The sequence below is a fragment of the Pseudomonas sp. AC016 genome, from assembly GCF_979253365.1.
Genome location: NZ_CEEDCC010000001.1, coordinates 111,813 through 134,302, shown reverse-complemented (window position 1 = coordinate 134,302; position 22,490 = coordinate 111,813). Strand labels below are relative to the sequence as shown.

At 53.1% G+C, this 22,490-nt stretch carries 19 protein-coding genes; 17 read left to right on the top strand and 2 right to left on the bottom strand.

Annotated features, from left to right (window positions below; translation table 11 throughout):
* Positions 1-24: 24 nt before the first annotated feature.
* Both AC0IXS_RS00535 and AC0IXS_RS00530 read left to right on the top strand, forming a co-directional pair.
* Entirely contained in the window at positions 25-390 is a 366-nt protein-coding gene (locus tag AC0IXS_RS00535; protein ID WP_471823403.1) for a DUF6957 family protein, read from the top strand.
* A gap of 768 nt (positions 391-1,158) precedes the next feature.
* The gene (locus tag AC0IXS_RS00530) at positions 1,159-2,079 is read left to right on the top strand and encodes an AAA family ATPase (protein ID WP_236275198.1); all 921 of its coding nucleotides are present in this window, start codon (positions 1,159-1,161) and stop codon (positions 2,077-2,079) included.
* 469 nt (positions 2,080-2,548) lie between these two features.
* Here the strand turns inward: AC0IXS_RS00530 and AC0IXS_RS00525 are convergent, their stop codons facing one another.
* Complete coding sequence (locus AC0IXS_RS00525; protein WP_202906146.1) at positions 2,549-4,366, bottom strand: hypothetical protein; 1,818 nt, start codon at positions 4,364-4,366, stop codon at positions 2,549-2,551.
* A gap of 268 nt (positions 4,367-4,634) precedes the next feature.
* Between AC0IXS_RS00525 and AC0IXS_RS00520 the strand changes: the two genes are divergently transcribed.
* The 7 genes from AC0IXS_RS00520 to AC0IXS_RS00490 all read left to right on the top strand — a co-directional run bounded on the left by AC0IXS_RS00520 (position 4,635) and on the right by AC0IXS_RS00490 (position 11,909).
* Positions 4,635-5,384 carry a UvrD-helicase domain-containing protein gene (locus AC0IXS_RS00520; RefSeq protein ID WP_471823400.1) on the top strand — a complete coding sequence of 250 codons (750 nt, stop codon included), beginning with the start codon at positions 4,635-4,637 and terminating at the stop codon, positions 5,382-5,384.
* Positions 5,385-5,386: 2 nt separating this feature from the next.
* Positions 5,387-7,387: a UvrD-helicase domain-containing protein gene (locus tag AC0IXS_RS00515; protein WP_471823398.1), complete on the top strand. Its 2,001-nt coding sequence runs from the start codon at positions 5,387-5,389 to the stop codon at positions 7,385-7,387.
* Between the two features lie 125 nt (positions 7,388-7,512).
* The gene (locus tag AC0IXS_RS00510) at positions 7,513-7,941 is read left to right on the top strand and encodes a hypothetical protein (protein WP_054989527.1); all 429 of its coding nucleotides are present in this window, start codon (positions 7,513-7,515) and stop codon (positions 7,939-7,941) included.
* Between the two features lie 309 nt (positions 7,942-8,250).
* Positions 8,251-8,532 (top strand): hypothetical protein, encoded by a 282-nt coding sequence (locus AC0IXS_RS00505; RefSeq protein ID WP_054989528.1) that lies wholly within the window; start codon positions 8,251-8,253, stop codon positions 8,530-8,532.
* 54 nt (positions 8,533-8,586) lie between these two features.
* Complete coding sequence (locus AC0IXS_RS00500) at positions 8,587-9,657, top strand: ABC-three component system protein (protein WP_054989529.1); 1,071 nt, start codon at positions 8,587-8,589, stop codon at positions 9,655-9,657.
* Between the two features lie 3 nt (positions 9,658-9,660).
* Positions 9,661-10,092: an ABC-three component system middle component 2 gene (locus AC0IXS_RS00495; RefSeq protein ID WP_054989530.1), complete on the top strand. Its 432-nt coding sequence runs from the start codon at positions 9,661-9,663 to the stop codon at positions 10,090-10,092.
* A complete protein-coding gene (locus AC0IXS_RS00490; protein WP_054989531.1) occupies positions 10,092-11,909 on the top strand; it encodes a hypothetical protein in 1,818 nt (605 codons plus the stop codon). Before AC0IXS_RS00495 ends, AC0IXS_RS00490 begins: the two co-directional genes overlap by 1 nt.
* 179 nt (positions 11,910-12,088) lie before the next feature.
* Here AC0IXS_RS00490 and AC0IXS_RS00485 read toward each other — a convergent pair whose 3' ends face one another.
* Positions 12,089-12,544, bottom strand: a complete 456-nt coding sequence (locus AC0IXS_RS00485) for a helix-turn-helix domain-containing protein (RefSeq protein WP_471823394.1) — start codon at positions 12,542-12,544, stop codon at positions 12,089-12,091.
* A 219-nt stretch (positions 12,545-12,763) separates the two neighbouring features.
* On the opposite strand from AC0IXS_RS00485, the gene AC0IXS_RS00480 reads away from it, so the two are divergent.
* The 8 genes from AC0IXS_RS00480 to AC0IXS_RS00445 all read left to right on the top strand — a co-directional run bounded on the left by AC0IXS_RS00480 (position 12,764) and on the right by AC0IXS_RS00445 (position 22,419).
* Positions 12,764-13,495, top strand: coding sequence for a metallophosphoesterase (locus AC0IXS_RS00480; protein ID WP_054989533.1), 732 nt, complete (start codon positions 12,764-12,766; stop codon positions 13,493-13,495).
* Between the two features lie 503 nt (positions 13,496-13,998).
* On the top strand, positions 13,999-14,496 hold the full coding sequence (locus tag AC0IXS_RS00475; RefSeq protein WP_054989565.1) for a hypothetical protein: 498 nt from the start codon (positions 13,999-14,001) through the stop codon (positions 14,494-14,496).
* Between the two features lie 682 nt (positions 14,497-15,178).
* Positions 15,179-16,147 carry a hypothetical protein gene (locus tag AC0IXS_RS00470; protein ID WP_054989535.1) on the top strand — a complete coding sequence of 323 codons (969 nt, stop codon included), beginning with the start codon at positions 15,179-15,181 and terminating at the stop codon, positions 16,145-16,147.
* 228 nt (positions 16,148-16,375) lie between these two features.
* Complete coding sequence (locus AC0IXS_RS00465; protein ID WP_054989536.1) at positions 16,376-16,594, top strand: hypothetical protein; 219 nt, start codon at positions 16,376-16,378, stop codon at positions 16,592-16,594.
* Between the two features lie 452 nt (positions 16,595-17,046).
* Complete coding sequence (locus AC0IXS_RS00460) at positions 17,047-18,651, top strand: ATP-dependent nuclease (RefSeq protein WP_054989537.1); 1,605 nt, start codon at positions 17,047-17,049, stop codon at positions 18,649-18,651.
* Positions 18,644-19,708 (top strand): UvrD-helicase domain-containing protein, encoded by a 1,065-nt coding sequence (locus tag AC0IXS_RS00455; RefSeq protein ID WP_054989538.1) that lies wholly within the window; start codon positions 18,644-18,646, stop codon positions 19,706-19,708. Before AC0IXS_RS00460 ends, AC0IXS_RS00455 begins: the two co-directional genes overlap by 8 nt.
* Before the next feature lie 200 nt (positions 19,709-19,908).
* The gene (locus tag AC0IXS_RS00450) at positions 19,909-20,958 is read left to right on the top strand and encodes a hypothetical protein (RefSeq protein ID WP_054989539.1); all 1,050 of its coding nucleotides are present in this window, start codon (positions 19,909-19,911) and stop codon (positions 20,956-20,958) included.
* Between the two features lie 393 nt (positions 20,959-21,351).
* A complete protein-coding gene (locus AC0IXS_RS00445; RefSeq protein ID WP_137203601.1) occupies positions 21,352-22,419 on the top strand; it encodes an IS630-like element ISPsy32 family transposase in 1,068 nt (355 codons plus the stop codon).
* The last annotated feature ends 71 nt before the right edge of the window (positions 22,420-22,490 follow it).

Genomic DNA, 22,490 nt, shown 5'->3' with positions numbered 1-22,490 from the left:
TTAACCTAAAAATCAGGGGGAGTGATGAATCCTTTGCGTTCGATTGTTGAGGCGGCGAATCTTGAGGGCAAAGTGTTAGCTGGGGCAGGGCCTGCGGATATACCTGCCATTCAGAGCAAGCTAAGCGTTACGAGTAAGATCTGGTGCGCCGTAAGCTCCTGGATTGTTGTTGATGTGACGTGCCTTGCGCAAGGTTTTCTTCCTTACCCAGTGCTTCCGTTGGTGCTGTACGCACAGAACGTTGTTGCTGGGGACGATGATAGGCTGCAAGCCGGTGACACCATTTTGTCCACCTACGCGACAGGCTACAACCATGGGGCTATTTTCGAAACGCCTGACCGGGTTTACATCCTGATGGGTGCTGGCCATCGCGTGTCCGCTGACCTGTAACTGGTGCAGGCAGCGCAAAGCCATTTTGTTCGTAGCGTTTGAGACCCGAAGCATGGGGGATGCACTGTCCAAGCAAGGTTTCATATGGTTCGTGACCAAGTCACGATACGGGCTGATAGTTTTATTGCGTAATGTCGCAGCCGCTAATGCCCTCTAGCCACTTAACCGGCAGACGGACTCGATGAGTTAAAGCGCGTAATTGCTGCGGTCATCCTCGATGTATGTGGCCCCAATGCATGTGGCGTTGTAGGTCATCTACCGGATCGCGGAGGGGCATGGTCTTTCCGTACCTGCTTGATTTTTTGGGTGCTGTCAGGTCAGACGGCGGTGAGATGTGGCAATGACGGTAGCTTGATGAAGCGGTGACGGGCTCCGCCGGTTGGATCACCCACTCCTCCAGCGAGCGTGCAGATCAACTTACAGCTCTGCGGTCATTTCGAGTGAAAGCCTGGTCTCCAAGATCGATACTCCATGGTCGACGATCCTGAAGTCCCTCGGGCAAAGATTCATGCGGCACTCTGTGCAATCTGTTTTCTGTTTTCGCAAACCCTTACGCTGATGAGACAGAACAGGAGAATCGTTATGTCCCCATTAGCCGCTGCTCTTATTAGTTCCAGAATAGAGCATTCAATGTCCAGGATCAGAGCCGCAGAATGCGCAGGAGTCTGTGAAAGAACCTGGAGGTCTTACGAACTGGGTCAACGGAACCCGAGGAAAAGCGTCGTTCGAAATTTTTACGATCGTTCGGGCATTCCGATGCTGCCAGACATGGCCAAGATATTTAGGGCCTCGCAGACAGCTCGCGTGCTGAGTATCACATCTCTGAAGGGAGGCGTCGGTAAATCGCCCATCACCGTAGATGTCGCGGCATCCTTGGTCGAAAGAGGAAATAGCGTGGCAGTAATCACGTACGACTGCTGCTATGAGGATGGCCTTTCTAGAGGGGTAAGGCCCAGAGCAGGCTCGCTGGCAGCGAGCGTAGACTTCTTTGGTTATTCGGATGTGTTTTTTTCAGTGGCTGAAAAAAAGACTTTTGCCAAACGTCTGCGGCACATCGTGGATCATGGATCGCCCATGGATCGCAGTGGACTTGAGTTTGAGATGGGCGGGACATTGGATTCGATGCTAGAGCGGATTGGATTATCCAAAATGTTCAAAGATATAAAAGCCGATTACGATTATGTCCTGCTTGACCTCAACCTAAAGGTAGATCTGATTCGTGCTCATTCAGAGTTGGTCGCGATCATCATCGACAGCTCCTGCCTTCAATCGGTAGCCAGCGCCCAGCGGTTGAATCTGCGATTGCAAAAAAGCAAAGGAGGGCGTCGTACACCAAGCTGTTTTGGGTTGGTCACGCGCAACGACGTAGGCGGTAGAAGTCGCGAATTGGAGGAGTATATCGGAGATATGGAAGTACCTCCTGACAGGGCTGAAGAGCTTGAGACCGCAAGGTTCGCTTCCAGCAAATTCCGCGAGCGAATTCTCAGCGACATCATAGCTCTACCCTTGCCCCGTCTTCTGACCCACCTGACCAGTGCACACGAGGTCGTGATCGACAAGTACAATCATGAGCAGCCATTCATGGAGGGCTATTCATACGTCGACTCCGTGCTCGACATCGCCAGCAACTCGCATGCGGCAGACGAGATACGCCGTTTGACTAACGAGCTCGTTGATTTTCGTCTGTAGGCTGACGGGGAGTGCGCCGCTCCATCGGTAGCCAGCTCAGTTTGGCGCAGACAATGAACTCATATGCTTGAGTCTGGTATGGCTCTGCTTGCGCACTCCCACACGCCGCCACGTCAGGCGGCGTGTGGATTAATGATGTTCATTTGCTGAGGCCCTTAAACCGTTGCCCTGTCCAGAGGCCTGCAACTGGACGCTGTTAGTCGATTAAGTGGCCCGAATCACCGGGAGGTTTGATTTAAATAAAACGATCGCATGAGGTCTGGGAAGGACAAGACGGGAGATAACGGAATATGACGCGGACACGTACGCTCACGCTTGAGGAGTTCGAGGCGATGATGCGTGAGTTTGACGCCGCCGGAGAGTGGATGGCGCGGGAGCTGAAATCTCGCGTAGGTAACTGCCCGAGGCTACAGCCCAGCTCGCCGGTCTGCCCCCAGAACGGCGATCTATCCAAAGATGCCCAGGACGATCACTCCTGGCAAATCACACAGCCGAAGGCTCCGACTTCAGTACAGGCGGCGAAGAAAGACGACAGCAACCAGTAGAGCTGGACGAAGTAGGGGTTAGCCGTACCGCCAGCCTGGATGTGTTGAAATGCCTGCTCAACTGCGGTCTTACTGAGGGATGAGGTGACGATGGCGACTCGCTTGAACGTGTGAGGAGCATTCCTGCAAAACTCCACAGCAGTAATGGAATCAGCGATCGTGCCCCTGCAAGTGCGATTGATGCCGGTGGTGACCCCGCCATTGGCGTACGGTCGATTCCACAGCGCGAACTTGTTGGCCATGGCCGAGGCGGGTAGGGCGAGGTTGCCTAGGTTTTTGATAGCTTGGCTAACGGACACGTGGAACGCGCTGGCGCCGAGCGTCAGGTCGCCATGCTTGGCGTGGTAGAAGGTCACTCTTGGAGACGCAGGATCCGTTCGAAACCCGATGAAGTCAGCCCATTCATCACCCAGGTCATCGCAGACCATGACATCGTCTTCGGGGGCAACCGTCGACAGTACCGCACCGAACGTAGAGTCGAGATCGAACGTACGATGTGCGGCGGTGAAAGTCCCTTTTTCATCTGTGACAGTGGCCAGCTCCGCATTGCCGAATAGGTAACCCAGAAACTGGGTGCCTCCGTTGATCAGAGAGTCGTCCTGGTAAAGGTTGCCATCCAGGTACGCAAATCGCGGCTGGTCAAACAGGATGATGAATGTGTCTTCTTTGTCGATGAACTGCTTAAGCAGGACGCGATCGTCGTCAGCCCCCAAGGCGAACTGGGTGTCCTCGACATACACGTCTGCTAGCAAGGGCAGAGTAAGGCGCTTCAGGGCAATACGAGTTTTGTTGATCGTAATCTCACCCACTTCAACACCTGTCGCTGGGAGGGACACCAGCAGTTTGCCAGTGGCGCTCTTGGTGATTTCCAGCACATCTGTCAGCTCCGCCAATATCGGATTGATCTCCGCCTTTGGCAGCTCTCGATAACCACCACCGTCCCGTTTCACCAATCGGATGATTTTGTCGTCAAAGATGGCCTGGGCCAATATCGCTGTGTCGATCGAAAACAGGGTTGGCGCAGCTGTCAGGTCTGAAAGCTCAACAGGCCGTGCGAAAGCGGCCAAGAAGGGAGACGATGAAGGTCTTCCGACTCTTGGCAGAAGGCGGTCAATGATGTTGCCGGCATATTCAACCAGCCCCAAATACCCAGCACGATCAGCACGAAGCGAAATCCGCCCGGTTCTCGGCGTGGTTGAGAAGTGCTCGTCCGCCTCGGTGAAACTGTAACCGAGCGGGGCGAATCGAGCCGATGAGGCCATGCCTACGTTGTTCTGGAGGTTTTCGCCTTCAAGCGTTTTGCTGCGCAAAGCAAAGCGCGATAGCGTCATGTGCCTCAGCCGAACCCGGGCGAATACTGAGTCCTCGCTAGTAAGTCCCTGGTCAACGTCCTGAGCGCTGATTCGCTGTAGATGCCGTTTGGCAAAGTCAGCGGTTACATCAATCTGGGATTTAAAAATGGCGACATGGTTATGGCGTTCGACGATCAGTACGTATCCAGTCACCCGGTCGATCACGTCGTCAGCGCCGGGAAAGAAAGCCGGTGTCTTGTCGAACTGGAAGCACAGCGCAGACCAGGTCGACGCGCCGTGGATCTCTCGCGTGAAAGAAAAATAGTTGTTCGAAGGGGACGTATGGGTTCCTCTGATCGCCCTGAACAGGGCGGTGATGGCGACTGCTGTGATCGGAGCTTTCTGACGATAGAAATAACAGGATTTGCTGGCTTGAAGCTCGTCGATCATGACCGTTTCCCTTCGAATGCAGGTACGAACTTGGAAGTCCCTTAGACGGGCAAAGTAGCCCAGTGCCACTGCCACTGTCCAGATGCCTACGGTTGCACGCATCAGAGGTCGATCAATTGACGATCCAGTTAGTAGGGTCGACACGGTATGTCCGTCACCTGTCATTCTGAAATCGGCCAAGTACCGGACTAGAGCACTGGCGCGCAAGCTGGCCTCCTGTTACATCTGGTAAACTCTTTGCTTTTTGCAGTGCGGTCTACGGATGGCAATGGAGTGGCAACCTTCTTTTCTGTCGCGGCTCTTCAGAAGGGCAGAACCGTGGCGTCTTGTGATCGAGAACGATGAGCTGAGTGTCACGCTAGACGGCCAAAAGTATACGATCCCGCTAGAATCGTTCTCGTCCGTACGCTTCCAGCCCAGATTGTTGTGGACGAACATCTCTGTGTGGATCGGCCACGAGGTGCGTCTAGTAGGCTTGGCCAAATCCGCCCGCCATGTTCTGGATCATCAGCTTCGCGCGGTGAAGAGTAAGCAGCACTTCCGCTCGCTCTACGCCAAGATCATCAATTGGTTGAAAGAGGTTGACCAGGTCGTAGCGACCGCAGACGCCGAGCATCGCTGGTTGACACACGACATGCGGCGCGAACTCATTTCCAAAAAGAACGCGTTGGGCGTTGATACTGTAAAACTCAAGGCGCTGTTTGATTCCCCAGTCATCCAGGCATCGATGGGGGATAACAAGACGCGTGTTCAGGCTCGACTGGATCAATGGTCTCAGGACTGGCCAGAACACTGGAAGGCGCGCAACCAAGCGCACATGTTCCGCGAGTTGGATGCGTGCTCAGATCTGCTTAATAACGTTGAGTCGCGTGAGCTCAATGATGAACAAGCAAAGGCTGTAATTTGCTTCGACAATCGGGTTCAACTGATTGCCTCCGCAGGTTCTGGCAAGACCTCAACAATGGTTGCTAAAGCGATCTACGCCGTGCACCGGGGTTTGTGGCACCTTCCGAAATAATCATGTTGGCCTTCAACAAAGATGCAGCGCAGGAGCTAGAGGCACGTGGTGCTGAATCGCTGCAACGTCTTGGCATGCATGGCGTGACGATCAATGCGATGACGTTCCATTCGCTGGGGCTGAAAATCATCGGCGGTGCGACAGGCAAGAAGCCTAGTGTTCCTACGTGGGCTACCAAAGCGGATCTTGGGTTACAAAAACTGGGTGAGATTGTCGACTCGCTCAAAGACGGCTCGGATGAGTTTCGCACCAGATGGGATCTCTTCCGGCTGGTATTCGGACGTGATCACTCAACGGCTCCCTTAAGGGATTTGGCGGAGGCTTTCGACAAAGAGGGAGAGGCACGGCTGATAACGCTCAATGGTGAGCACGTCGCGAGCCAGGAAGAGCGCTTGATTGCCAACTGGTTGTTCTACAACGGTGTCGAATACGCTTACGAGCGGCCCTACGAACACGACACGGCAACCGCAGATCACCGACAGTATGTGCCGGACTTTTATTACCCGCAGCTAAGCCTTTATCACGAGCATTTTGCCTTCGACGCAGATGGCCAGCCGCCCGCGCACTTTGTGAATTATGCTCAAGGGGCTGCCTGGAAGCGCAAGACACATGCTGCTTACGGCACTCAACTGATGGAATCAACTTCGCACCAATTGCGAACGGGTGAGATATTCGAGCATCTGTCCCGTGAGCTGACTTCACGGGGCGTGGTGCTGGATCCCAACCCGGATCGCCCGATCCCGGAGTCCGGCTTGGTGCCACTTGAACACATCGATCTGGTGAAGGTGCTCCGATCGTTCATTTCGCATTACAAAAGCAATAGCCTCACTACGGAAAAACTGTACGAGCGTTACGACGCGCTCCCTCTGAGTGTTTTTAAGTACCGGTACAAGATGTTCCTGGAGCTCGCTGCCCCTGTGATACAGGGTTGGGATGCTGCTTTGAAGGACGACCGTGGGATCGATTTTGAGGACATGATCAACCTAGCCGCAGATTGCCTGGAGCGCGGGTATCAATCACCGTATCGCCTGGTCATGGCGGATGAATACCAAGACGCATCTCGTGCGCGTGCGAGGTTCTGCCGGGCATTGGTGCGCGAACCCCACAGCCACTTGTTTGCAGTGGGTGATGATTGGCAGTCGATCAACAGGTTCGCTGGCGCTGATGTAAGTGTCATGACGGGGTTCGTCGAGTGGTATGGTCATGGGGAGGTGTTCCGACTGGAGAAGACCTATCGATGCCCGCAGGCCATCTGTGATGCGTCAAGTCAGTTCGTAGCGAAGAATCCAGCCCAGTTGCAGAAGACCGTGATTTCGGTAACGGATCCAGTAGGCCCCGTTTTCCAGGCATTTCAGTTGTCCGGTAGGGATCAAATACCCGATGGCATGCGGCAGTACCTTGATGACCTCTATCAACAGCTGTCCGCTGGTGTGTTACCCGGGGTGAGCGACAGGCTGATATCGGTTTTTGTGCTTGGGCGCTACAAGTCCGATGCTCAGTTCATACCCCAGGATTGGCAACAGCGCTACGGCGACAAGCTGCAAATCATGTTCAAAACCATCCACACCTCAAAAGGCGACCAGGCTGATTACGTCTTGTTGCCGGGGATGATGGCTGGGGGATTTCCGAGCGTGAAAGGTGATGACCCCGTGTTCGGCCTGGTGATGCCAGAAGGTGACACTTACCTGCACGGCGAGGAGCGGCGACTTTTCTACGTTGCTTTGACGCGGGCGCGCAGGTCGGTGGCGATGTTTACTGTATCCGCGCGAAACTCGCCATTTCTGACCGAGTTGGTGAGCGATGGGGTGGTTACGATCACGAATATGAAGGGCGAGCCGATCCAAGAGGAACGTTGCCCGGTCTGCCAACAGGGTGTCGTGCTTCATCGCGCCGGTAAGTTCGGCGACTTCAAGTCCTGCTCAGGCTTTCCTCGCTGTAAATACAAGCCCTTAAAGTCTAGAAAGCCGAGTGTGAGGCAACCCTCATTCAAACCCCGCCGATAGGCGCTTTCTCTATGCGTTTGGTGGGCCTGCGGGCTGAACGATTTTCATGACCCTCATTTGGGTTGTGGGATGTGAAGAGTTGCGGCTGAATGGGCAACGTCATCTTTCCTAGCTAAAGGGCTCCCATGATCAAGAGATTCGAAACGTCCAAAGCTATTGTGAAACGCTATTTTAGCCGCCCATGCGATACGCCCGAACAGGGCGAGGAACTCATCAGAACAGCGTTGACCCTGTGCTCCCTCGGTTACCTGAATGACAGTCAGCCAGTCACCGTGTTTGCACAAAATAAGACGCAGAAAATGATCTCACGCAGCTATGCCGGCCAGCTTTCTGCATTCTACGAAGAGCTCCAGCAGGAGATTCATGTGCTGCTGGCTAATCACCTGACATATAGGGCCAAAGAAGACCCAGAGGTCGCAGTGGTAGAAATCATCGCGCAACTGCACAGGCATGAACGATTGGCGTGTAACCGAGGCGGGATGCTCCTGGAGTGGCACTGCAAAGTCTGGGAAGCGACCAGTAGCTCGAGCTTGGCGACTGCGCGCTTCACCTGATACTGAGCATTGGTATTACGGCTGATGCGCAGGCTCGTGCGGAGCCTCCTTCAGCGTAGTACTGGTCGATAATGATCTAGGTTCCACAAAGCTGACCAAGGGGATATTATTGAGCCATCACTCAAGGACGCGACGAGGACTTATCCTCTCGAGTAAGGCACGGTTGGAGCCTCAGCATGGATCAGCGTAATCACAAAAAAATGATACAGCTAGACGATGAGTCCATCCCAAGTGTTGTGTTTGGGGTGGCTTTGGCGCGCCTGAGACTCCTTCAGCAAAATTTACAATTAGCCTCTTAGGAACTCCTATATGAGCAAGCTTCAACAGGGATACGCCTTTCATCCCGCTGATTTGGTCGAGTACGCGAAGGATAAGCCGATTGGTGGAGCACGCGCTGCTTTGACGATGGCGCTGGAGGGTACCGATGTTCACCCAGACGTTGTGATCGGCGAGTTATCAGAAAACATGGAGCTGAATCAGCGTTTCATGAACCAACTCTCTAATGCCTTGCGGAAGAATCCTAAGAAAATTATCGGCGATATGCCGAAACATATACAGGGCCTTCAATTGGAGCGAGATCTGGGGTTATGATTTTGTTAACTCAGCCTTTGGACTCTGAATCGTTATTTCGGAGGACTGTCGCCGATGCCTATAGGTGAAAACCCCGTAGAGCTTCCCCAAGCTCCGGAGTTCATGCTCACAGCGCTTGATGTCCAAAAAGGAGAACCAGTTCATCCCTTGGATCGCCTACTGATTATGTCAGCGGATGAGTGGGAGGTTTTTACTTTAGAGCTCGTTTATCACCTAGGCAAAGATTACGACGTAGTAACGCGTTGTGCTGGTGCAGGGGATAAAGGTCGTGATGTTATCGGCCGCTTTTCGACGAGCTGGGACAACTACCAGTGCAAGCACTATGGCGATAAGCTGAGCGTCGCTGATGTCGTGACTGAACTTGGCAAGCTGGTCTACTACACATGGAGAGGCGATTACACCCTTCCTCGCGAGTATCGCTTCGTAACGCCGAAGGGTTGCAGCTCCGACTGCATTGACATGCTGGCCAACAAATCCCGCATCAAGACAGAGCTCATTAGTCGGTGGGATAAAGCTTGCCGAGACAAAATCACAAAAACACAGTCGATCACTCTAGAGGGTGAACTGCTGGAATATCTCAATACCATCGACTTCTCCTTTGTCGACGAGATGTCCTCCCTCGACCTAGTTGAGAGGCACTCGAAGACTCCTTACCACTCATCACGGTTCGGGACTTATCATTTAAAGCGTCCGCTGGTCAAAAGAACCGCGCCGGAGGCAGTCGGGGACAATGAGAAAGTCTATATTGAAGCTCTTTTGCACGCATTTTCCGATGCGGATGGCACTGAGTATTTTCTTGAAAATGTTAAGGCCAGTGATTACCAGGAAGATCTCGATCGCGCACGAATCAACTTCTTCAGCGCCGAGTCTCTCGAAACTTTTTCTCGCGACCCATTTCCTACTGGGTGCTACGAAGAACTCAAAGATGAGTGCTACGAAGGCGTTCACAGTGTTGTCCGTCAAAAGCACAACAATGGCTACGATAGGTTTCTGGCAGTAAGCACACAGTCCGCAAGCCTTCCATATAGCTCTCATCCGCTTTTCCACTACATTCAGGCTTCTGACCGAAAAGGCCTCTGTCATCAGCTAGTGAATGACCAGAAAATCAAGTGGATTAAGAGATAGGTCATGAACTCAAAGGATTTGTTCAACAGCCCTGTAGAGAATGGGGCAAGGATCGTACTGTTACTTGCGGGAATTACCCGTGAGCTTGATTTGGACGAACTTATATTCCTAGATTACGCTGCGATTTACAGCGATGACTTCCAGGGCGGCCCAAGCTTGCACCCCATGCTTATGAACCGTCTTGCCGAGCTTGTCCGCAGGCGCGAGGTCTTTCCAGGCGCTATAAAGCTTGTCACGTCCAAAGGAATGATGACCTCCGAAGTGAACGAGCAGGGCGTTCGGTATCGAGCTACCCCAGCGGGACGTGAGTTCGCAGACAAGCTATCCACTGAGTACCACACGGATTTTCGACGGCGCGTTTTGTGGGTGAGTAATAATATTGATTATCTCACCGCTCAACGCCGCGCCATCTATAAAGTTGACAGGGCAATCTGATGTTCATTGAAAGTGTTGTTGTTAGCGGCCCTGATCTTCCAGATGCTGCAGTTTATTTCACCAAAGGTGCAAACGTCGTGCAGGGCGGGTCTGACACCGGAAAGTCCTACATCGTACAATGTATAAAATTTGCTTTGGGATCTTCAAAGCCCCCAAAGCAGTTAGAGGTTTCAAAGGGGTATACCACCGTCAAGGTGAAATTCGATAACGATGATGGAACCGCTTTCACCATCGTAAGGCCGCTTGCCGAAAACGCCAAAGCTACACTGATTGACGAACAGGGCAAGCTTTCAGTGCTGGGAACCAAGCACAGTGCCAGCAACAAATCCACCCTCTCTAGCCAGTTCCTGGACAAGCTTGGCCTGGATGGAAAGCTTTTGCTTCTGGGCTCCGAGTCCCTGAGAAGTGGTGCTTTCTCTCTTCGTGACTTTGAGAAGGTTTTCCTGATCGATGAGTCGAGGATCGTCGCCGAATACTCTCCACTTGGTACCGGTCAGGTTATGGAGAAGACCAAAGAAAACTCGATATTAAAGCTGCTTCTCACGGGTAAAGACGATGCATCGGTGAAGTCAGCGAAAAAAGACCTTGAGTCTAAAGGGGCTCTGAAGCACAAAGTCACAGCTGTAGAAGAAATCATCAGCAAGTTTTATCCAAGCGATGACGCCACCCAGCTTCTTCAAGTCCAAAAACTGCATGCATTCAACCATCAAGTGGCCGGCCGACTCGGGCAGGCGGAGGCAGACCTGAAGACCGCGTTCCAGTCGAGTGAAGGCCTGTTTAAACAGAAGGCCCTCCATGCCTCTGAGCTAGAGGTCGTCGACGTCAAGATAGCTGAAGACAAAGCCCTTCTTGGTCGATTCGATATGCTTGGTAAGAAATACGAATCAGATCGCCAGCGCCTTCTTGGTATTGAGCAGGCCGCGGCTCTCTTGGATGCAGCCGACTCAATGCTTTGCCCTACCTGTGGCAATCATTTTGACTCTGAGTCTTGCACGGCCAACGTGGATGACATCAAAAAGGGCGTTACCTTCGAGCTGAACCGAATTTCCGAGAACATCCTGGAACTAGCAGAAGCTCAAGGCTCCCTTTCTGTCGCTATAGAGAGCAACACCTCCAGTGCCCTGACGATCAAAGCGGCCATTGCAGCTCTGGAAAAGCAGATCGCAGTAGAGCTTGAAGAATCGGTGCAATCAGTCAGTGACCTCAAGGAGCTTTCATCGAGTATCAAGCACGACCTGTCTTTCTTGGATCTGCGAGTAGCGGATAGGGCCAAACTAAGCGACGAGCTGAAAAGACTGGGGGCTCTGCTGCTCGAAGAGCAAGCAGGTTATACGGCAGAGAGCTTTAAAGAGGCTGTGACACCGCTGGTGGCGGAAATTGAGTCCATCCTGGAGCGCTGGGGTTTCCCTGGCTACCTCCCGGTCAACTTCGATTTCAAGGCAAGGGACATCACCATTGGCGGCAGCGCGCGCGGCAATTTCGGTAAGGGTTATCGAGCCGTGGCTTTCTCTGCATTTGTGCTGGGGTTGATGAACCTGCTGAAGCTCTCCGGTCGCCATCCTGGTTTCGTGGTGCTGGACTCACCGCTTACTACCTACAAAGAAGGGGACGGCCAGCCTGAAGATGAGGCCGATGCGATCACCGGCGATTTGATTTATGGGTTCTACCGGGACATCGCGGATAATTTCAAGGACTACCAGATCATCATCTTTGAGAACAAGGAGCCGGATCCATCGGTAATCCCAATGCTCAACTACCAGCATTTCACGAAGAATCGGAATAATGGAAGGTATGGCTTCTTCGCCCTGAGGGACTAGTTACCGTAAGCCCCTAGGTATTGATCACCACAATGTCACGTAGTGACTGATCCAAGAGCGGATCTGTTGCCCTTGCCGACGACGTGGTGCTACCCGTTGCCCTAAGCGTCTTGTCGATGATTTCCTATGACAGGCGCCCAATTCGGTCGACCCACGACATCCAACTTCAACCGCTCAAATCATTCCATCTTCTTGAGGTGGTTGCTCACTGTCTGGCGGGCGACACCAAGCCTCCTGGCCACGTCGGACTGGCTAAGACCTTCAGCCATAAGCTCCTTGATACGGGCGCGCAGCTCTTCAGCTGCAGCAGCGACTGGGTGGCGCTCTCTGGAGGGCAGGGACGGAATTTCACTGCCCAGCAAACCGGTAGCGGTCAGGTCGACCAGAAGGTGATCCAGAACCTGTTGCGGCGTCTGACCTCTGTCTGCTGCGTATGCCAAGACCAGAAGGGTGAGCGGGTCGACGCCCAGAGCTTTAGCAATGTTTTGGCTAACGTCGAGCGTCACTGAGCGTGTGCCCGATTCCAGCCGGCTGATGTAAGAGCGATCGGCAGCCTGACCCAAAGCTTGCTGCGAGGATTCGCGGCGTTTGCGTAGGTGTTGCAAGGCAGAGGCGTATGCGGAGCGAAGCGACATAAACGTTTCCGTTCAAACGGAACGATATGCTGAATTTGCATTGTCATACGCAAATGCCTATAGTCACGTCGACTGACATTCTGAGTGCTACGTGCCACCGCACAGCACGGGGTCAGATGGGTTTTCCCAATATACGCATTAATCCAACTTCAGCTCTGAGGCGCGGACAAGCGGGCTTTTACCCGTATGGCCGTACCCAAGCAGTAAAGCCCGAAGCCCATGAAAGTACTGCTCTATTCCGATCTGCATAACGAATTCAATCGCTTCATCCCGCCAGACGTGCAGGCGGATGTCGTCGTGCTTGCTGGGGACATTGATCTTCAGGCTCGTGGTGTTGTGTGGGCAAATGAGACCTTCAACACGCCAGTGATCTATTGCGCAGGAAACCACGAGCATTACAAAGGGCACTTGGATCGAACGATTGAGAAGATGCGTGCTGCTGCTGCAGACCATGTTCACGTCTTGGAAAACGAGTCCTGGATGTTCGGTAACGTGAGATTTCTGGCAGCAACAGCATGGACAGATTTTTCGAGTACCGGTGACGTGACCGCGGCTTCAATGAAGTGCGCCCGTGAGATGAACGACTTCCGGATGATCCGCACAGACTCGAATTATCGCCGCCTGCGGCCAGCTGATTTGGTGGCCAAGAATGAGGCTACCAGGGCGTTTTTAAGCCAAGAGTTGGCTCAGCCATTTCAGGGCAAAACATTCATCGTCACCCATCACTGCCCGATCCCTGAGGTCGCGGGGGATGAGCAAGATGGACATGTCAGTGCTGCTTACTACAACCGGTGGCATCAGTTGCTAGAGCGGACAGACTATTGGGCGTTCGGGCACACGCATCACTCGGTCGACCTCGTGGTGGGTGGCTGCCGTCTCTTATCAAATCAGCGCGGGTACCCCGGAGAAGACTGTGGGTTTGATCCGGCAAAAATTATTGAAGTCGATTGAGGGAATGTAGCGTGAGTGCTTGTGAACAGATGGAGCATCCGCCGGGAGTTATACGAGCAACTGCTATCGAATGGGACGTGACCGTTGATGCCTACCTGATGGACGCAGCGCGAGTGGGCAATCGATACGCAGCTGTAGTTTATCGTGATCTGTCAGGTGTGATTTTGGATGGGATGACGGTCTTCACCCCGCAGGTTCGGCCGGTGGAAGTAAGGCAGGGTTACCTTCTTGTGCGAAGCCTGGACGGGGGCGATCACTACGTCATCGTGTCTGAGCACTCAGGCGATGAAGGGGATACTGTTGCTCCCTCGCTTATAAGCCAAGCCGATTAGTCGTCCATTGATAGGTGCTCATCAGAACAGAAGGGCACCTCCTACCCGATTTGATGCAGCTGCTCACGTCCATCGAAGACAAATGAACGCGTTGGCCGGGTGCGCGCTCTTGTGACGAAGCCTTGAGGTTTCTCATGAGCAAGGGAAAGTTATTTTCGTACTTGGAATGTTATGTCAGACCTCAAGAAACTCACGGTAACGGTCAAGAATTACAGTCTCCAAGCTAGCGGCGACATTGATGCTTTATACAGTATGGTTCGGTGCGAAGACGCCGAGGGCAATACGTTTCACTTCAAGAATGTTGTGATGCTCGACTACCTGAAAAAACATGGCGCGATGGTGACTGATAAGCCGCGCACTTGGTATTTCAAACACCTTAGCAAAAAGGAAATTGTTCTCGTCGCATTTGAGAAAAGTGACGGCAAGGTTGAGTATGATCTTGATCACATGAGGCTTGTTGCGAGATCGACCCTCATCAAAGGGATCATTTTTGCGTTAGGTGCCATTCCCGCCGGCATTATCGTAGCGACCGCTACTTACGGTGTTGGTCTACTAGTCATCCCCGCAGGGTTTTATTACGGCTATAGACATGCCTTCAAAGTCCCGGCCATGCTGAGCCGTAAAACGCTAGTAAACGACTTGGCCGCCCATGGGATTGTTGTCCGGTAGCTGCGGACTCCATGGCCATCCGGACACCCATTCCACGAGTATCCGGACACCGATTCCAAGGCCATCCGCACTTTTTCAGGCAGACAGCAACGCAGGACGACTCACTACCATCGACCTCTTTTATCGAAGCGTATCGGTTGGTTTTAGGTTTCTGATGAATTCAAAACCTTTTCGAGAATCTGTGAATAATGTTGGCTTTGCCCCTGTAGGGGCAGAGGAGAATCGCCTTATTCGCAGCCTTTGGCTGCGCCTTCTCTTTGAAAACAAACAAGAGCACCATTTTTCAAAAAAACCACATATTGTGTTTTTCGTGATTTATTTTATCTAGTATCGCTATATGCTGGGTTTTTGGGCTTGGGTGGGCCGATCGACAGCCTGAATACAAGGTGAATTGCGCCCACGTAGTCGACAGTGACTACAGCGCTGCCAGCGATATCGACGTGCAAACTGATGTTTGCGCTGGAGGGAGTTATCGAGAAGCCGATTCCTGAGCACTTCATGCGGCGAATCCTGATGGGTGCCAAGGCAGAAGAGGGGATCGCCGATAGCCGTCCTAGGAGTTGCTTGACGACCAGCTCATTCAGGTTCTACAAAAAGCTATTAGCGATCAGAAGAGGCTCTATCCCGGGACTTGGCGGCTGGCATTCAACAGGTTAGTCTCCAGATTTGCATGGGGCTGCGGATGCGAACGAAGAGAAGGATTACCCGGGCTTATTGTGTTGAGCTGGGCCATGAATTGACCATCGGTGGTGCTCGTCAGGCCTACTTTAACCAGACTGAGCCACGCAGCCGGTTCCTGTTTCAGTGCTCATCGCCTGAGTGCAGACAGCTCAAAATTGTTCCTAGGATTACAGCCGTCAATTACGACATTCATCCAACAGACGTAGCGCGCGTTAAATCTCCCCACTTCAAGGACAATGAGCACTATGCGCATCATGAAGAGTGCGAGTGGGTGCTGCCCGACGAGGACGGGGGCAGCGATGCACCGCTGCCGGGAGAAACGGAGCAGCAGACACGCACCCGCCTAGCTAAGCGGCAACTCAACGCAGTCATCGATATCTTTGTTCCTCCGGCACAGCCCGAGGATCCGATCGTTCGTCCGCCCCAAGTAGCTTCGGGCGAGGATGCAGAGAAAGTTAAGGGGCGTCGAGCCGCAGCCGGGGGTTCGCAGGTTACCCGAACCGACCGCAAGCACAGGAGTGGAGACCTTCGAGAGCTCGTGGATTACTACCACGACGCGCGCGAGACCCTCGGGGATCTATTTCCCGAAGTGATCATAAACGTGGCGGGGCGAGGCGAGATACCGCTGCGCTCCTACTTCAAGAAAGTTGCTTGGGCCAAGCCTGACAGTGCCGGTTGCGTGTACAACGGTGGCGGCCGGATCTTTCGACGAGAGGGAGCAGGCTTCGTTTTCAAGTTCTACGATTCGGTTGCGGACAAGGACGCTTTTCTTCAGGTCTCCGATGAGGTCATGACCCGGTACCGTTCCCGGCGCTACCTCAATGAACTTCTCAACCAGGCAGCAGCCGTGAGGTATCTCACTTTCTACTTTATCGGCGCCTTCACGCATAATGAACCCAGCGACACCATGATTGCCCAGATTGACGACCCTCGTTGTATCGCGATCGATCTGGGGCCTCTGAAAAAGTGAGTAGGTTTAGTCGGGTCATTTAGCCAGATATTGACGTTAAGGCGGCTGGTGTCCACCGAACGCCACTGGTGAGCGTGGACACGGTCGCATCCGAACTTTTGGGGTGTGTTGCGTAAGGCACCGAATACGTCAGTTATGGCTTTGGTGTGCGGTCATTTAAACTCACCATACAGCTTCCGCGCTGGTACGATCCAAGTGGCTCGATAAACGCTTGAATGGAGAGTTTCTATGATTGTTTGCGACGGCCAGCTAAGCGGCGAATTCAACGGATTTGAGGATCAAGACACCATTTTCGAGTTCGCCAATGGACAAAAGTGGCGTCAGGATACCTATTTCTACCACTATCACTATGCCTACATGCCGGCCGCCAAGGTGGTCAGGGAAGGTAGTCGGTACGTTCTTCATGTCTATGGAGTGAAGCCTACAGTTGAGGTGACCAGTTTCTGAGCTTTGGCGCATCACTATGTGGCCTCACCGGGATCCGTGCACCTGTACGAGCTTTTTTTCACGAGCGGCGTTCATAGGTTAGTTTGGCGACGACCTTGAGTTCCTCTAGCGATCGGCTAAAAGTCTCAGAGCGTCAGCGGACACCATTTGGACTCGTAGCCATCGAAACCCACGTCGCAGGACGTATCCTGGTGCTCTTGCCCCAGGATGCGTTTGTCTACATTCTCAGGCGCCCGTGCCTATATGAATCAATGCCAATAGGTTGAGAGGTCATCTACGTCGTAAGTCATTTGCTTCATGCTGAACCACGTGTGATGGCTTACTGCGCTTAGATGGGTTACTTGATAAGGTTCTCGTGATTCGTAGCCGCGGGGCTTAGCATCCTCGTCATTTGATGCCTCAAGCTTTTCCATAAAGAACATTCTGCATTTGTCGCCAAAGGAATGACGATCATGATTACTAGAATTCACATCCGTGGGTACCGCATCTACAAAGATTTCAACCTTCTCCCCAACCCGAAAATGAATATTTTGGTTGGGGGCAATGATGCCGGCAAGTCCACCCTCATGGAGGCGGTTTCCCTGGCCCTGAACGGTCGGATCGCAGGCCGCAGCGTCCTCGAAGAATTAAACCCGCACTGGTTCAACACCGAACTCGTTCAGGAGTTTTTAGCGCTGCGAGCGGGCGGTAAAAAGCCTGCCTTGCCTGAAATTCTAATAGAGCTGTATCTGCACGATAACGATGAATTGCAGGTGCTATGTGGTGCCGTTAACACCTCGGTGCCAACCCATGCTTGCCCAGGCTTATTCTTGAGGATCTACCCCAACGAAGAGTACCAGGACATGCTGGATGAATGGCTCAAGGCACCTAACGCGCTGCTCCCCGTTGAATACTACACATGCGAATGGCGGTCGTTCGCTGATCGGGAGCTTACCAAGCGTCCGCGGGTGCTGTCGGTGGCCACCATCGATTCCAGAACAGTCAAATCAACAACGGGTGTGGACTACCACCTGCGTCAGATTCTGAGTGATCACTTGGAAACCACCGAGAAGGCTGAGATCTCATTAGGCTTTCGTACGGTCAAAGCGTCGATGACCGATGGTGCGCTGGCGACTGTTAATACGCGGCTCTCGACACTCGGTGCATCGTTGCTGGCCGAGCCTATGGCATTGGCGATGGATCAGACGTCACGCACGTCTTGGGAAAGCGTCATTACCCCTCATGTAGACAATGTTCCATTCTCGATGGCAGGCCAGGGTCAACAAGCTGCGATCAAGATATCGCTCGCGATGAAGCGTCACTCGGCCAAAGTGAAGATCGTCATGATCGAAGAACCAGAGAATCATCTCTCTCATACCAGCCTGTCGACGCTTCTTGACCGTGTAGAGAAGCTTGCATCTGACGACCAACAACTGTTTGTTTCCACGCACAGCACATACGTGCTGAACCGCCTTGGTCTCAATTCGCTGCACCTTTTGAATCGGAACCATGTCTCGAAGATCACTGCCCTTGATCCCAGCACCGTCCGGTACTTCCAGCGCCTGCCAGGTTACGACACGCTTCGTCTCGTTTTAGCTAAAAAGGTTGTCTTGGTGGAAGGGCCATCTGACGAAATAGTCTTCGAAAGGGTTTTTCAAGACGTGCATCGGTTAACACCCATGGCTGCCGGTGTCGATGTCATCAGCATGCGGGGGCTTGCGCTGGCCCGCTGTCTTGAGCTTTGTGCTGCCGTTGATAAGCCGGTCGCTGTGATGCGGGATAACGACGGCATTGAGCCGGCTGATCTTCGGGTGCCGGTCGAGAAGTGGCTGGACGGCAAGAAGCGAGAACTCTTCATTGGCGAAGTGAGTGATGGCAGTACCCTCGAACCGCAACTGATCACAGCGAACGGTGAAGCTCATCTGCGGGATGTGCTCGGGATCACGCCAAAAGCCGACCTAGTGACTTGGATGACACGAGAAAAGACTGAGGGTGCTTTGCTCATCGCCGAGTCCCCGAAAGACCTAACCGCACCGATCTACATGAAGGAAGCGGCGGAGTTCATCCAGAATGCCTAACCATTTGACGCTGGCCGTCGCGGGGGGCAGAAAGACCCAAGGCTTGGTGGATTACTGCCGTCAAGCGACTGATCGTCAGATCGCGGTGCTCACTTTCACACAAACCAACCAGCAGGAAATCCGCTCGCGTTTAGCGAGCCAGGCGGGCGATAGTAGCGCGCTGGAGGTCATGGGTTGGTACACCTTCCTGCTTCGTCATTTTGCCCAGCCATTTCTACGGTTCAAATTCCCTAAGGAGAGGGTCAAGGGCTTTGACTTCGAGGGCAGACCATTCGAGCGTGCTGTCGGCAGAAGCAGGTTCATGGACTCCGGAAATCGGGTGTACGCATGCGAACTCGGCAAGCTTGCCTTTGAACTCATGGAGGCAACCCCAGCGCTTTTACGCAGGCTCGAATGCATCTACGACGAGATTTTGATCGATGAAGTCCAGGATCTTGCGAGCTTCGACTGGGAAATCCTGGAGATGCTGCTCGGCTCTACGATTGACGTGCGAATGGTGGGAGATGTCAGGCAGGCGGTTTTGTCTACAAATCCTCGTGGCAAAAAGAACAAGAAATTTGGATACGCCGCATCCCTCGAATGGTTCAGAGACCGAGAGGCGGAGGGTTTGCTGAGCATTGCCTACGCGACAACGACCTACAGGTGCAGAACAGAGATCGCGACTTTTTCCGATACCATCTTTGATGCCACCTGGGGCTTTCCTGGCACCACCTCGGAGAACCTGGACGAGACCGAGCACGACGGGGTATTCCTTCTTCACACTCAGCACGTCGATGAGTACGTCGGCCGGTATAGGCCGCAGTGCCTAAGAAATTCGGTGAGCTCGGCGAAGCACCTCGATCTAGATTTCCAGAATTTCAAAGGGGTGAAGGGGGCGACTTTTGATCGAGTATTGCTTGCACCCACTGTCAACATTGAAAACTTCATCAAGAAGGGCACGAGCTTGGAGGCCGCGGCTGCAGCGGCGTTCTACGTCGCGGTAACTCGCGCCCGACAAAGCCTGGCCATCGTTATCGACAAGGTCGGAACGTCCACGCTGCCGGTGTGGGCTCCATAGGTTCGATTGCGACAGGTTCGCAGGTTTACAGGCCCCTCCAAGGTTCGCTAGATCCGCCACCGCAGCTACGCAAGACCGGAACCTGTTGAGTAATTTCGCAGTCAGCGTCTCTGCCGAGCATCCTCTTCTAGGATACCATGTGCCAATTTGGCCTAGCCGGAGCAAAATGTCTGCGGCTCCCTTTTTAACAGGACGAAGTCATGGTTGGCAGGTACCGCGGAATTTCGGAAGAAGCAGTGGATGCTGGGATCGCTGATGGACGCTTTTCTGAAGCGAGCGTTCGCCAGATCACAGATCAAGGTGGGCGGTTCGTAAAGCACATCAAAAAGCCAGCTCACGCCAACTCGCTACTCCCGGCTTCCGTGATTCAAGTAAACCAGTTTTACATCTACCAGACTGACCTTCGCCCTGTCATGCAGGCTATTGCTCGCTCCCGTGATGTCAGGATCGCCGATGACCTAAGTGAGAGATACCGCTTGGTGCTATCGAAGCTTGAGCGGTTCTTGAATCACAGACGCTTTTTAGAGAGCCTCAATGAAGATGCCGGTGATGCTGCAGAAATATTTGCACTGCGGGTTAGTCCTTTATTGGACAAGATAAATCACAGAAACCCAGACGTCCCGGAGTGCAACATGCTCTTGGACATGCTGCGAGCACAGGTGAACATAGAATTTGTTTACCTCCTCTCGACCTTCTGGATCGACCGCGAGAGCGTCTCATCCGACACAGGCCTTCCGAGGCGCCTGGAAGCTTCAGAGCGCAAAATTTCTACTGCTCTGGAGCAGGTTCTCGCATACCAACACAACCCCAAGAATAGATTCATACTTCGAGATTCCCTGTACGGAAAGTATCTCGTGCAGGGAAGAGATGGCATATCCCACCTGCAGCTTTTTTTAGAAAGTGATTCTCGGTTTCAATCCTTTAACGAGTTCATTCAATTCGCCCTCAATCACAACCTCGAATATACGGGCGAGAAAGACTTTTACGGAAATCCCTCCGGAGATGCTTCATACGGCTTTAATTTCACGGTCGACCAAGTTCATTTCGAGAACGACGAACGTCACAGTTTGGCTCTAGGCCTTAACGAAGTGCTCCGTGACATAAGGCAGGTTCGTACCATCCTTGATGAGTTGACACAGGCTCGGACAATTGAACCTGAAGACATCGAGCGTGAGTCCGAGGGCGAGCTGGCTGGCCCGCTCAGCCTGATTGCTATACAGCCCCAGTTACCAAAGCTTAGTCTGGATTAGATAGCTGTTGGCTATCAAGGCTGGCTGCGCGGTCACGTTAAGTTCGGTAGCCGATAAGTAACCGACTATTACAAGGTGGAAGGGAGGGCTGGCGGTTCAAGCCCCCTTCGCCCGTCTACTGCGGCGCGTGTTGTTGGATAGTCACAACGTACCGGCTAGCCTAGCCTAGGCTGTGGCTCTGCGGATCATGATGGATCACCATAGATTCTGAGGCAGGGACTTCCAGCTCGATGTGGATCAGCCATTCGTGTGACCAGACCGCCAATATTCCAGTGTCGACTTCCGTGTTTATTAGGACATAGTAATCAGATGTCCTAGTGTACTGTCTCAAAAATAAATGCTCTGTAAAATCGTCTATGCTTGCTCGTTGATTACACCGTTGGAGGCGAAGAAATGAGCGCCCAAGATATCGTCCTGAGTCCTGAAGAAAGCGCCGAGCTGAGCCGTCGCACACGATCAGCCACCATCAGTCAGCGTGACGGTCGCCGCGCGAGGGTCATCCTGTTAGCTGCTCAAGGTTGTTCAAGGGTTGAGATAGCCCGCCTGGTTGGATTCTCTCTTCGCTCAGTCACTCTTTGGTGCAAGCGTTTTCAAGAACAGGGACTAGACGGTTTGATCGATAAGCCTGGCCGCGGACGTAAGTCATCCTTGCCGCCAGACGCTATGGCTCGAGTGCTTGAGCAAGTGGTTCAACCTCGTATTGGCCAACCTCGCTGGAGCTGCCGAAGCATGGCGCAAGTCGCAGGTATTTCTCCGGCCAGCGTCCAGCGTATATGGGCTGCCAATGACATAAAGCCGCACCTGACTCGTACGTTCAAGCTGTCCAACGATCCCAACTTCGAAGAGAAATTCTGGGACGTCATCGGGTTGTATCTGGACCCGCCAGACAAGGCACTGGTGCTGTGCTGCGATGAAAAAAGTCAGGTTCAGGCCTTGGAGCGTACCCAGCCGGGACTGCCTCTGGGCATCGGCCATATCCGCACGCAATCGCACGATTATATTCGTCACGGCACCGTAACCCTCTTCACTGCGCTCGATTACCTTGAGGGGAGGTTGATCAGTTCTATCGAGCGCCAACACCGGCATCAGGAGTGGCTGGACTTCCTCAAGAAAATCAATCGAGAAACGCCCAGGCACCTTCAATTGCACCTGATCGTCGACAACTACGCCACGCACAAACATCCGAAAGTGAAGGCCTGGCTCGAAAAGCACAAGCGCTTCCATATGCATTTCACCCCGACCTCAAGTTCGTGGATGAACATGGTTGAGCGCTTCTTTCGTGACATCACGGTATACCTGCGCGACGGTAGTTTCAGCTCGATTCGCGAATTGGAAAGCTCAATCACCACATTTCTGGCACTACGAAATGCCCAGCCGACTCGCTACGTTTGGAACGCCAAGGGAGAAGACATTTTGAACAAAATACAGCGAGCCCGCGCGGCAATGACCACGCAGGCATGAGAGAAGTTAATTTTGAGACGATACACTAGGGATGCACGCCCAGCCATGATCCGCAGTCCTCGGCGACATCT

Coding starts and splice junctions, on each gene's coding strand:
- AC0IXS_RS00535 (WP_471823403.1), top strand. CDS start 25: ATGAATCCTTTGCGTTCGATTGTTGAGGCGGCGAATCTTGAGGGCAAA.
- AC0IXS_RS00530 (WP_236275198.1), top strand. CDS start 1,159: ATGGCCAAGATATTTAGGGCCTCGCAGACAGCTCGCGTGCTGAGTATC.
- AC0IXS_RS00525 (WP_202906146.1), bottom strand. CDS start 4,366: ATGATCGACGAGCTTCAAGCCAGCAAATCCTGTTATTTCTATCGTCAG.
- AC0IXS_RS00520 (WP_471823400.1), top strand. CDS start 4,635: ATGGAGTGGCAACCTTCTTTTCTGTCGCGGCTCTTCAGAAGGGCAGAA.
- AC0IXS_RS00515 (WP_471823398.1), top strand. CDS start 5,387: ATGTTGGCCTTCAACAAAGATGCAGCGCAGGAGCTAGAGGCACGTGGT.
- AC0IXS_RS00510 (WP_054989527.1), top strand. CDS start 7,513: ATGATCAAGAGATTCGAAACGTCCAAAGCTATTGTGAAACGCTATTTT.
- AC0IXS_RS00505 (WP_054989528.1), top strand. CDS start 8,251: ATGAGCAAGCTTCAACAGGGATACGCCTTTCATCCCGCTGATTTGGTC.
- AC0IXS_RS00500 (WP_054989529.1), top strand. CDS start 8,587: ATGCCTATAGGTGAAAACCCCGTAGAGCTTCCCCAAGCTCCGGAGTTC.
- AC0IXS_RS00495 (WP_054989530.1), top strand. CDS start 9,661: ATGAACTCAAAGGATTTGTTCAACAGCCCTGTAGAGAATGGGGCAAGG.
- AC0IXS_RS00490 (WP_054989531.1), top strand. CDS start 10,092: ATGTTCATTGAAAGTGTTGTTGTTAGCGGCCCTGATCTTCCAGATGCT.
- AC0IXS_RS00485 (WP_471823394.1), bottom strand. CDS start 12,544: ATGTCGCTTCGCTCCGCATACGCCTCTGCCTTGCAACACCTACGCAAA.
- AC0IXS_RS00480 (WP_054989533.1), top strand. CDS start 12,764: ATGAAAGTACTGCTCTATTCCGATCTGCATAACGAATTCAATCGCTTC.
- AC0IXS_RS00475 (WP_054989565.1), top strand. CDS start 13,999: ATGTCAGACCTCAAGAAACTCACGGTAACGGTCAAGAATTACAGTCTC.
- AC0IXS_RS00470 (WP_054989535.1), top strand. CDS start 15,179: ATGCGAACGAAGAGAAGGATTACCCGGGCTTATTGTGTTGAGCTGGGC.
- AC0IXS_RS00465 (WP_054989536.1), top strand. CDS start 16,376: ATGATTGTTTGCGACGGCCAGCTAAGCGGCGAATTCAACGGATTTGAG.
- AC0IXS_RS00460 (WP_054989537.1), top strand. CDS start 17,047: ATGATTACTAGAATTCACATCCGTGGGTACCGCATCTACAAAGATTTC.
- AC0IXS_RS00455 (WP_054989538.1), top strand. CDS start 18,644: ATGCCTAACCATTTGACGCTGGCCGTCGCGGGGGGCAGAAAGACCCAA.
- AC0IXS_RS00450 (WP_054989539.1), top strand. CDS start 19,909: ATGGTTGGCAGGTACCGCGGAATTTCGGAAGAAGCAGTGGATGCTGGG.
- AC0IXS_RS00445 (WP_137203601.1), top strand. CDS start 21,352: ATGAGCGCCCAAGATATCGTCCTGAGTCCTGAAGAAAGCGCCGAGCTG.